Annotated in this window: 13 protein-coding genes; all 13 read right to left on the bottom strand. The window is 41.9% G+C overall.

Going from position 1 to position 11,129, the window contains the following annotated elements; all coding sequences use genetic code 11:
- Positions 1–18: 18 nt before the first annotated feature.
- Positions 19–1,371 (bottom strand): acetyl-CoA carboxylase biotin carboxylase subunit, encoded by a 1,353-nt coding sequence (accC, locus tag ACJVC5_RS06100; RefSeq protein ID WP_408098482.1) that lies wholly within the window; start codon positions 1,369–1,371, stop codon positions 19–21.
- Between the two features lie 14 nt (positions 1,372–1,385).
- Positions 1,386–1,865, bottom strand: a complete 480-nt coding sequence (gene accB, locus ACJVC5_RS06095; RefSeq protein ID WP_408098481.1) for an acetyl-CoA carboxylase biotin carboxyl carrier protein — start codon at positions 1,863–1,865, stop codon at positions 1,386–1,388.
- Between the two features lie 2 nt (positions 1,866–1,867).
- Entirely contained in the window at positions 1,868–2,434 is a 567-nt protein-coding gene (efp, locus tag ACJVC5_RS06090; RefSeq protein WP_408098480.1) for an elongation factor P, read from the bottom strand.
- An 11-nt stretch (positions 2,435–2,445) separates the two neighbouring features.
- Positions 2,446–2,871: a type II 3-dehydroquinate dehydratase gene (locus tag ACJVC5_RS06085; RefSeq protein WP_408098479.1), complete on the bottom strand. Its 426-nt coding sequence runs from the start codon at positions 2,869–2,871 to the stop codon at positions 2,446–2,448.
- A complete protein-coding gene (locus ACJVC5_RS06080; protein ID WP_408098478.1) occupies positions 2,849–3,901 on the bottom strand; it encodes a tetratricopeptide repeat protein in 1,053 nt (350 codons plus the stop codon). Before ACJVC5_RS06080 ends, ACJVC5_RS06085 begins: the two co-directional genes overlap by 23 nt.
- Before the next feature lie 60 nt (positions 3,902–3,961).
- Positions 3,962–5,764: a type IV pilus secretin PilQ gene (gene pilQ, locus ACJVC5_RS06075; protein WP_408098477.1), complete on the bottom strand. Its 1,803-nt coding sequence runs from the start codon at positions 5,762–5,764 to the stop codon at positions 3,962–3,964.
- Positions 5,765–5,808: 44 nt separating this feature from the next.
- Positions 5,809–6,291 (bottom strand): hypothetical protein, encoded by a 483-nt coding sequence (locus ACJVC5_RS06070; protein ID WP_408098476.1) that lies wholly within the window; start codon positions 6,289–6,291, stop codon positions 5,809–5,811.
- Between the two features lie 3 nt (positions 6,292–6,294).
- Complete coding sequence (pilO, locus tag ACJVC5_RS06065; RefSeq protein WP_408098475.1) at positions 6,295–6,888, bottom strand: type 4a pilus biogenesis protein PilO; 594 nt, start codon at positions 6,886–6,888, stop codon at positions 6,295–6,297.
- Positions 6,885–7,475 carry a PilN domain-containing protein gene (locus tag ACJVC5_RS06060; protein WP_408098474.1) on the bottom strand — a complete coding sequence of 197 codons (591 nt, stop codon included), beginning with the start codon at positions 7,473–7,475 and terminating at the stop codon, positions 6,885–6,887. The genes pilO and ACJVC5_RS06060 overlap by 4 nt, the downstream gene beginning before the upstream one ends.
- 3 nt (positions 7,476–7,478) lie before the next feature.
- Entirely contained in the window at positions 7,479–8,570 is a 1,092-nt protein-coding gene (gene pilM / locus ACJVC5_RS06055; protein ID WP_408098473.1) for a type IV pilus assembly protein PilM, read from the bottom strand.
- Between the two features lie 92 nt (positions 8,571–8,662).
- The gene (locus ACJVC5_RS06050; protein ID WP_408098472.1) at positions 8,663–9,433 is read right to left on the bottom strand and encodes a prepilin peptidase; all 771 of its coding nucleotides are present in this window, start codon (positions 9,431–9,433) and stop codon (positions 8,663–8,665) included.
- Complete coding sequence (locus tag ACJVC5_RS06045; protein WP_408098471.1) at positions 9,433–10,209, bottom strand: ABC transporter permease; 777 nt, start codon at positions 10,207–10,209, stop codon at positions 9,433–9,435. Before ACJVC5_RS06045 ends, ACJVC5_RS06050 begins: the two co-directional genes overlap by 1 nt.
- 3 nt (positions 10,210–10,212) lie before the next feature.
- Positions 10,213–11,118, bottom strand: coding sequence for an ABC transporter ATP-binding protein (locus tag ACJVC5_RS06040; RefSeq protein ID WP_408098470.1), 906 nt, complete (start codon positions 11,116–11,118; stop codon positions 10,213–10,215).
- Positions 11,119–11,129: the final 11 nt, after the last annotated feature.

The raw sequence follows: 11,129 nt of genomic DNA, 5'->3' as shown, positions 1-11,129 counted from the left end.
CTTGGATTTATTATACTTTTAAATGAGTTTTTTCGCTAAATAATTGGTCGAAAACTTGCTTTCAACGAAGTCAGGATCATTCAAGATTTCCTTGTGAAGATCGATGTTCGTTTTGATTCCGCTTACCACTGTTTCATTCAACACGCGCTTGGCACGGGTGATACAGTTGGCGCGGTTATCGGCCTGAACGATGATCTTTGAAATCATAGAATCATAGTGAGGTGGTACGGTATATCCTGTATAGATATAGTCGTCTGTTCTTACGCCAATTCCGCCAGGTCTGTGATAATGCGTGATATGGCCAGGAGAAGGCATTCCTGTTTTTGGATCTTCAGCGTTGATACGGAATTCCATCACGTGATTTCTGAACGTAATATCTGATTGCTTGAATCGGCTTACGTCACCTTGAGCGTGACGAATTTGCTCAGAAATAAGGTCCACACCTGTGCGACCTTCAGTCACCGGGTGCTCAACCTGAATACGAGTGTTCATTTCCATGAAGTAGAATTTCTGGGTGTCGAGGTCATAAAGGAACTCAACAGTACCAACTGAATCGTAATTTACGAATTTGCCCAAACGAACGGCAGCATCACAAATCTCTTCACGTACTTTTGGAGAAAGAACCGGAGAAGGTGCTTCTTCCAGAATTTTTTGGAAACGACGTTGAATTGTACAGTCACGTTCACCTAAGTGAATCACGTTACCGTGTTTATCAGCAAGAAGTTGAACTTCAATGTGACGAGGGTTCGTGATGTATTTTTCAATGAATAGAGTTCCATCACCGAAGGCAGCTTTTGCTTCTTCTTGCAAACGAGCAAGTGCCGGCCAAAGTTCTTCGAAGTTTTCAATGCGCTTCATTCCGCGTCCACCACCACCAGCTGATGCTTTGATGAGAACCGGGAAGCCCATTTTTTCTACTTCTTTTTTGATGAAAGCTTCATCAGTGTCCTTCACATAGATTGGATCGAGTGTTGGAACGTTTGCTTTTTTAGCAGTGATTTTTGATTCAATTTTATCACCCATGGCCTGAATACATTTAACTGATGGGCCAATGAATGTTACTCCCCACTTCTCACACATCTCTGCAAATTCATCATTTTCAGAGAGGAATCCGTAACCTGGGTGAATCGCATCTGCACCAGTGATTTCTGCTGCAGATAGAATTTGAGGAATATTTAAATACGAAAAAGTTGATTTCGCCGGACCAACACAAACAGACTCATCGGCCATTTTCACGTGAAGAGAATCTTCATCGGCAGTAGAGTGGATCGCAACTGTTTCAATGCCTAGTTCTTTACAGCTTCTAATTACACGAATTGCAATTTCGCCACGGTTGGCGATGAGTACTTTTTTAAATTTCTTGGTCGTCACGGACAGCTCTCTCGTTACTTTCTAATCTTGAATAGCGGCTGACCGTATTCAACTAGAGATTCGTTATCAACACAGATTTCAACGATTTCACCGTTAACGTCTGAATCGATTTCGTTCATGATCTTCATTGCTTCAAGTACGCAAAGTGGCTGGCCAGTTTTTACTTTATCGCCAACTTTTGCATAAGCAGGTTTCCCTGGAGATGGTGAAGCGTAGAAAGTTCCTACGAATGGAGACTTAATAATGTGAAGACCAGCATCGTTCGCAGCAGCTTTTGCTGGAGCAGCAGCAGGTGCCGCAACAGGAGCGGCCATAGCAGCTACTGGAGCTTGATGAACGATTGGTTGAACATGATGAACAGCTGCCGGAGCAGTTGCGAAGTTTACAGACACTTTGAAGTCTTTCGCTTCAACTTGTAGTTCTGCAACACCTTGTTCTTTAGCAACTTTAACGATCTCTTTAAGAGACTCAATGCTTAGAGAATCTAATTTCATGATTACACCTTAGCTCTTTCAATATATTCGCCAGTACGAGTATCAATCTTCAGAACTTCACCTTCTTTAATGAAAAGAGGAACGTTCACTTGAAGACCTGTTTCCATAACGGCTTTTTTAGAACCACCAGTAGCAGTGTCACCACGCATACCTGGATCTGTTTCAACAACTTTAAGATTGATGAAGTTAGGAAGTTCGATAGAGATCGGACGACCGTTGAAGTAAAGGATGAACACTTTAATGTTCTCTTGAAGATAGAACTTATTGTCACCAACTTGCTCATGAGAAAGGTGAACCATCTCAAAAGTTGTTTGGTCCATGAAGTTATAACCGTCTTGATCAGCGTAGTTATACTCCATCTCTTTTTCTTCCATGTCTGGCTTGCCAACAGTTTCGATACCAGCTTTGAAAGTTCGCTCGAGCGTTTGGTTTGTTTCAAGGTTGCGTAGTCTTGTTCTAACGAACGCAGAACCTTTACCCGGATTCACGTGTTGAAAATCAACAATGATCCAAGGTTTACCCTCGATCTCAATTTTAAGACCTTTTCTAAAATCAGTGGTTTGGTACATGAAATGTTCCTTTAATCGATCAGCGATTTTATCGCGATGTAATAACTCTGTTTTCCAAGCCCGCTCATTATGGCGGATGCGGCTTTTGCCGTCAACAAAGTATGTCGGAACTCCTCGCGTCGGTAGACCTGGCTTAAATGAACTTCAATTACTGGAATTTTAAGGATTTTTAATGCGTCATGAATGGCCACACTGGTATGGGCATAAGCACCCGGGTTGATCACCAGAGCGTCAAAATCTTGGGAGTGAGCAGCTTGAATGCGATCGACGATTTCGCCCTCGATATTCGATTGATACCACTCAGTAGTCGCTTCGGAATTAATTTTCGCGTCTGTCCACACACGGATATCATCCAAACTGTCTTTCCCGTAAACCTCAGGTTCACGTTTTCCCAGCATGTTTAAATTTGGTCCATTAATAATGAGAATTTTTTTCATGAGCTCTCTCTTTCAACGCATCCAGGAATCTGTTGAATGTTTCTTCAACTTTGATTTCCTTTGGTGATTTCACTTTCACCTGAGTTTCTATGATTGAGATGAGTTCGTCATGACCTTCCTGCTCAGTGGCAGGTGCCGTCGATTTAGTCTCGACGTTTTGATTTTTTAATCCGCGAACTTTTTCCAGCTTCTGGATGGTGGCCACATCATTTGGATTGAGTTCCAGAATTTTTTCCAGAAGTTCAATCGCCTTATCGTAGTAATGTTGAGCACAGTACAGATCAATTAACGTATGAGAAACAATTGGAGCATCGGAAGTAATGGCACTGGCATTAACTTCTTCTGCGTCTCCGAATTCTTCTTCAAACTCGTCTGCATAATATTCATCTTCCAGATCTCTTTCCGGAATTTTTTCCGTTTTAAGAATCGGATGTTCATCCAGGCCGGGTCTTTTCATCACCCACTCATTTTCAGCTTCTGCTTCTGGAAGGGCGGCCGGTTTTTCCGGTAGCTTCTTTTCTTCCTGAGTCGGTCGGTTAAAATCAACCTGGACCCAATCATCATCAATGCTTTGAGCGGGCGGAGAAATCGCGTCTTTAGGCGCAGGAAGATCAGGTGACTTAATGATCTGATCAAGACTCAGTTTCTTGTGTCCCACCATCAGGTCATCTTCCAGACGTTTTACTTGCTCAGCAAAGTAACGATCTTTCGGATTCATAAAAAGAAGATACTTGAAGGTATCAAGGGCCTCTTCCATGTGACCAAGGTGAATACAGGCCTGAGCAAAGATCTTCTGAAGAGAGATATTGTCAGCGTTCTGAGAAATAATCGGTCGAAGGGTATTGTAAGTCAGCTCATACTTCTGCTGATCATAATAGCAGTGGGCCAGAACAATATAACCAAGCGTATAGTTAGGATGATTTCGAATACCTTCTTTTAGAATCTTGAAGGCATCGTCATGCATTCCCAATTTACGAAAAGACTCCGCGAGAGGTGCGAACACTCTCGAGCGCGGATTCTTTTTATACATGTTGAAGTATTTTGCCAGTAAGGCAGATTGATTCTTTTTCCCAACCACGGGCCAACCTACCTACAGCTCAGTGCTGCTGACATCTGATTTCGCCTGACGGTCAACCATGCCCGCCTCATCCTGATTCATAATTCTTGGAGTCATGAAAATGATGAGTTCGTTCTTTTGAGTGTCAGGAGCATACGGCGTACTGAAAAGCCATCCAATAAGAGGAAGATCTCTCAGGTATGGAATCCCAGAACGAGTTTCAAGTGTGTTTGTTTGATAAAGACCACCAATCACAACCGTTGCACCATTATCAACCAATACGTTGGTTGTAATGTTTCTTCTGGTGATGTTAGGTGGAGCATCTGTTGTTGGTCTGGTACCGAAGGCCGATTTGTTAATGGCAATTTGCATATTAACCGCACCATCGTTTGTTACTTGCGGAGTCACCGTCAGGTTCAAGTCCGCAGTAATGTTCTGGAATGTCGCAAGTGCTGGTTGGTTACCAGTCGCTGGCTGTTGAACACGGAAACTGGTTTGTTCTGAACTTGTAATGGTCGCCGCTTTCTTATTCTGAGTCACAACTTTTGGAGTTGAGATTACTCGGCCCTTAGATTCAGATTCCATCAATTGAAGGTTCATATCTAAGTTCAGAAGTCTTTTATAAATACCAATTGTCATTCCCATGGCGGTCGGGGCGTTAACGTTCGGAGCACTACTAAAAGAGAAGCCGGGTCCCACCGGGGTTTGGATTTGTCCAACCGGATCGTAACCGAATGAGATACCTTTGGTTAGACCAATTCGTTTTGAGTAACTCTCAATTGCTTCTACGATTTTCGCCTCAATCATGATCTGTGGAGTTTGAGTATCCAGAGTCTCAATGATCTTTTTAATTCGGTCGATGGATTCGACAGTGTCCATCACGATCAAGCTGTTTGTTCTTTCGTCCAACTGAATCGTGCCAATGCCTTTGGTGATGTAATCTTTAACGATTTTTTCCATGTCCGCTAAAGTCGCATAGTTAATTAAAAACACCTTGGTCACCAGAGGAACAAGATTGTCTTTAAGATCCGCGAGCTTCATCTCTTCTTCTTTCTCTTTAGTTGCCGCGGCCAGGGTCTTAACAATAAGAATGTTGGCATTCTTTTGAGCAACTAGTTTTGAAAGAGTGATTACGGTATCGAGGGCCTGGTCCCAAGGGACGTTGGTCAACGTAAGAGTAAGATTAGGAAGCTGGGCCACGGCCTGATCAATAATAATGTTAAAGCCCGATGTGTCCGCGATCATGTTCAGGATGTCCGGCACTGGAATATCACGAACGTTAATTGAGATTCTTTTACCGATATATTTCTTTGGCCCGGAAAGAGTCAGGTTTTGAAGAATATCTTCAATTGAATTTGATTTCGGAACATGAAGACCAACAACGTCTTCCACTAAGTCACTTTTAGCGGCCTTATCAGTTGTTTTAATCTTCCCCTTCGAGAAAACACCAAATCGGTTTTCAATATTAAGGACGATTTTATTCCCAGACGGTTCAAGAACTGAACGAACGTTATCACGAAGTTGAATCGCAAAACGAACGTCATTGGCAGTTCCCGGTTTTTTATAACCAGAGATATAAACAGTTGAACCAGGGAACTCTGATGTATCAATACCGCGCAGAAGTTTCGGCGAAACTTTCACGTTTTTAAGATCTAAAATAATTTGTTTATCTTCAGTGACATGGAAACGTTCAGCAAATACGTCTTCTTTATCAGTTTCGATGATAAGCTTACTGACTTCGCCTTCCTGAACAAAATTTACGTTTTTGATTTCTTGAGCGAAAACAATATTGGAAATGCCCAAAATAAGCGTAATTAGAAAAAATCCTTTCTTCATGCTTCTCTTCCTTAAGATGAGCCTTTGTATACTATTGTAAAAGATTATCTCGAAATAGGTATAACCGTTTCTAAATATTCTTCTTCGCCATATACATTGACTATTTTCTCAACCAGGACAATCCCACCTGGGAGAATCGCTTTCAATTCAGCTGCGTCTGGCCCGATTTTCATTCCTTCCTTAAGAATGATCACTGGACCTTTGGCCCCTTCCTTTGCTTCTTTTCCGGTAGCAATTAAAGCTCGACGTTCTTTACCAATCAGAACTCCGACCAAACGGATGTCGGCCACATTGATTTGATCAAGTGCCACATCTCCAATATTACTATATTGGCCCTTACCGGAAACATAAAAACCACCTTTTTTATCTTTCCCGCCTTCCGATTTACTAACAGGGGCCTTGAAAGGATCACGAAGCTCAAAAGGGTTTTCAATTTTCGTCTTATTATTGAACATTGTATCAATCTTCTTAGGGGCAGCCTGTGCCCCGACCGATACAATCATGAGTAAAACTACAATCCAGTTCATGCTTTAAAATCCTCGATCAACTTTGAAGTCGGGATTAAAACGGAAGGCCTGAATCACACCTTCACCCGAGATGACCTGAAAACGACCCTTCTGTGGAGTGGCCGAAGTTTCAAGCTTTAATGTCTTAATATTATAAATACGGTCAGCACTTCCGATTCTTTCAAGAAAAATCAGGAACTGAAGGAATGTTCCCTTGGCCTTCAAAGAGTATTCTTTTGAAATGAAGTAAGTGCTCTTATCTTCCTTACCAGGAGTGAAGTTTGAGTCCTTAATATTAAGGGAACTCATTTCAGACTGGAAGAAGCCTAAAATTTGAGAATCGTTTGTCTCTGCCGGAAGCTGCTTTTGAACAGCTTCAATGTTCTTGGCCACTTCTTCTACGCGAACTTTATATTCATTGGTCTTTTTTGAGAATTCCTGAATCTCACGTACTTTTCTTTGATTTTGTTCAATATCAGCATCAAGACCAAGACTTTGGTTTTGAACCTCATTGACTCGGATGTTGTGCTCGTCATACATCACATATGCGCTATAGACACCATAAATGAACAGAAAAATGTGGGCGTTCGCGATGAGTTTATTTACTAAATCTTTCATTGATCAAACCTCGCGATTCCGAAAACGACCTCAAAGGTCTCAATTCTTCTCTTATCAGGTCTCACCGAACTATTGGTTTCAGTAATGTTCGCATCTCTAATAAAAATAGATGAACGCAGACTATTCACGAAATTTCCGATGCTCGTGTAATCCAGGGCCTCACCTTTAATGGTCATTTTGTCCTGATCAATGACTAAAGATTTTATCCAAAGTTCTGCAGGAATGTTCTTCGCAATATAGAGAAGAATATTAGAAGGGTTACGCTTTTCAGAGATGGCCTGTTTCACAGCAAGAAGCTTCTTACCCAAATTTTCTTCCTGGGCCTTCAGTTCTTTAATTTGTTTGTCCATGTCCTTGGCGGCGGCAACTTTACGCTTTAAAGAGTTCAGTTTGGCCTGCTTAGCGGCCAGTTCCTGGTTGGCCGTCTCGTACTGTTCTTCAAGAAGAGGTGCCAATAAAAAGTCTGGTAAATACACCAGGACCATGACCAGTAGAAAGGGTTTGATTTTTAATTTTGTAAAATCAAAGCCACCTATGTTGGCCAGATCTACCTGTTTCTTTTCGTTGGAGAGGTTAATCTTAATCATAGGCTATGAAAATTTCCTCATGGCCAGTCCAATCACCACAGGTGAGATGGCAGCTAGTTGATCAAGATTATGGCCGATTTTTTTCTCGTCCACTTTAACAGCGGAGAAGACATCCAGTCGTTCGACCGGAAGGCCAGAAACCTCGGACAGTTTTTCTACTAATCCAGGAAGAAGCGAACCACCACCTGTCACAAAACAGTGACTAACACGCTCTGCACTTCCTTGAGAAATGTAGAAGTTAATATTTTTTCTGACATCAGACATTTGCTTTTCGATCTGAACATTAATGATATTTAAAATTTCTTCCGGAAGGTTGCCGTTTTCATCTGTCGTTGTTTTCAGATCCTCGGCCTCTTCATAACTCACGCCCATCTGACGTTGAATTTCTTCGGTGATAAGACCACCACCCACAGGAATTTCTTTTGTGAAGATTGGTCCTCCACGCTTGAATACAATGATCTTAGTGGTCTGCGCCCCGAAATCCAGTATTAAAGTTCCTTGTGAGTATTCATCAATCTGATCGCCTGCAATTTGTTCAAACAAATTTGAAAGAGCGAGGACGTTTAGATCTACCACCTTCACTTGGAGTTTGGCGGACTTTAAAAGTTCTGTATAACTATCAATGAGTTCATTCTTAGCAGCGGCCACAATCGCGTCTTTACCGCCACCTTCATTTTCACCCACAATATCAAAATCAATCTGAGAATCATCAGCACCAAACGTAATATACTGTTCGGCCTCCCACATAACATGGTCTTCGATTTCTTCGTTTGTTCCCTCTGGAACATTCAGACGTTTCGTCATGGTGTTGGGCCCAAAAAGACCCAAGCAAACTGTGCGTGATTTAATTTTTGCGCGATTAAATGCTTCTAAAATTCCATCAGCAACTTCGGATGGTTTTTGAACTTCATCTTCGATGAGTGCCGCTTCAGAAAGTGTGAATACACCAAAGCGTTCTAATCTTAATTTTCCCGAGGAGCCGGCAAGTTCACACACCTTGATACTATGAGACCCAATGTCCACGCCAACAATCGTGCCTGGATTGAGTTTCCCTAAAAGCTCATCAAGTTGTTCTTTTAATGATGGTCCTGCCAAAGTCGTCCCTGTCTTTGATAGATGGATAAATAAACTTAATTAATTATAGGCAAATCACAGATGAGTTATCAAGGATTTAGTGCCTCATGCCATTAGAACAACCAAGACTGGACGATACGAGCGTATTCAGGGAAAAAAATCTGGAAAGCGGCCACAAGAAGAATAGATGGGCCAAAGGCCATAGGTTTATCTTTGGTCATTTTTTTTGAAGCAATAAGCGCGAGCCCCACCACTGCCCCTACAAAACAACTGAGGAATATCGTGAAGATAATCCCCATAGGACCAAGAAAAATTCCGAGGATTCCATACAGCTTGATGTCTCCGCCACCTAGACCCACTTGGCCCCGCCATTTGTAAAAGAGCCAGGTAACAAGGAGTGGTCCGAGAAAACCAATAAGCCCCCCAATAAGCCAGTACTGCCAGTGGAAAGTAAAAATTGAGTAGGCCAAAAATAAAGCGAGAAGATAAAGATTAAGCGAGTCCAGTAATAGGTGATGATCCAGATCAATCATGAAGTGACAGATAAAAATACAGGCGACTGTGAAATAGAACAGGAAAAGTCCCAGGGCCATCTGATTAAAGACCGGAGGCATAAGCCAAAGGGCCACTAGTCCTGTAAACAATTCAATGAGTGGATAACGCCAGGAGATCCTCGCTCCACAAAAAGCGCATTTGCCCCTAAGAACAAGAAAACTCAAAACCGGAACATTATGGTACCACTTTAGCTGAGTCCCGCATTTCGGGCAGGCAGATCGTTTGGTTACCAAATTCATTTTCTGGGGCAAACGAATGATAACCACATTCAGAAAACTTCCGATTAAAAGACCAAAGATAAAAAAATAAGTGGCAAATAGGTATTCCATTAATCGAGATTTTTCCGGTTAAAAAGGAAGATGATAAGAACGAGGACAAATAACGAGTATGCCACGCCGTAGGTTAAATTAATCAGAAGATAATCCAGAGGCAGGGTCTGATTATAGAGCATGTAGTCTTTCAGATTAAACTTATAAAAGGCCGGCAGCACCAGATGATAGAATTCAAGCACAGACTTAAGCATCGGGCGATTTGTAACAAACTGGTAGTTCTGCGTTTCCTGAACAGCATGACCTACTGTTAAAAGTAGGAACGAAATAATAATCGCCAGAATATTGTTGGCGATCAATGAAAAGAAAATAACCACAAGCAAGAGAAGTGTGGCCTCAAGTAGAGTGAATCCCAGGGCCCAATAAACAAGGTCACTGATTTCACCACCTAGAAAGGTGGAGGCGGCCAACGTCATGATGGCCAAGAGAGCAATGTTGATCACTAAGACCGCAATAAGGCCCGCGACCTTACCCAGTACAAAACCATAACGAGGGATGGGGCGGGAAATGATCATATAGACCGTACGAGAATCAATTTCTTTCGAGATCAATCCAACACCCATGAATAGAGCAATACCACAGGACGAAAACCACAACATACTAAGACCGAAGTCCAAGGCAACTTTTTCAGGGACCCCGTAAGTGAACTCAGAGGCCACATAAGTAATGACCATCATAGCAAGACCAATCAAGAAAACGTTGATTAAGATCTTACTCTTAAGAACTTCCTTCATTGTATAATAGGCAATGATGCCAATTTTCTTGGTGATACCCAAAACTTATCCCTTTATGTTGTAAAAAATTTCTTCCAGAGAAGGTTTTTTAGACTCTACTCCGATGATTTCCAGGTTATGAGAATAAAGTTCCTCAATGACCTTACGAAGGTTCTCCGGCTGAACTTCAACCACCATGATATTACCGGCCAATGCGGCCGTATTCTGAACAGGAGAAATTAAATTTGGCAGTGATGTGGCCGATACCTTGACCTCAAAGCTCGATTGACCTTGGCGAATCAATGAATCCACTGATCCGTCGTAAATCAGCTTTCCTTCTTTTAAAAAGACCACGCGGTCACAGATCTCTTCAATATCAGGAACAATGTGGCTACTGAAGAAGACCGTTTTTCCTTGTTTGTGAACTTCCACAATAACGTCTTTAAGTTCTTTTCGCCCAATCGGATCCAATCCACTTAAAGGCTCATCTAAGATGATCACTTTGGGTTCATGAATGATGGTGGCCAGAAATCCAATTCGCTGAAGCATGCCCTTAGAGTAAGTTCGGATTTCACGATCTAAAGCATGATCAATGCGAAAGCGGGGTGCCCAGTATTTAATGCGGCTTTGGATATCTGAAGGATGAACATCAGAAATGGTACCGAGAAATTTTAAAAACTCTTCGCCCTTGAGGTTTTGATAGAAATAAGGTCTTTCTGGAAGAAAGCCGATATTTTTGAATACTTCAAAATTTGTTTTACCAAGTTTCTCAGAAAAAAGAACTTCACCAGATGTCGGACGAATGAAGTCCATGATGATCTTCAATGAAGTGGTCTTGCCGGCACCATTGGCTCCCAAGAAACCAACCATACTTCCTTCTGGAATTTCAAAACTCACATTATCCAGGGCAACGAATGGTTTTACTAAAATATCGGATTTGAATATTTTTGTAATTTGATTGAAATGTATCATACAATTCAAGT

This window comes from Peredibacter sp. HCB2-198, from assembly GCF_045999315.1.
GTDB lineage: Bacteria > Bdellovibrionota > Bacteriovoracia > Bacteriovoracales > Bacteriovoracaceae > Peredibacter.
The sequence above is the reverse complement of the archived record's forward strand: the minus strand, read 5'-3'. Positions and strand labels throughout refer to the sequence as shown.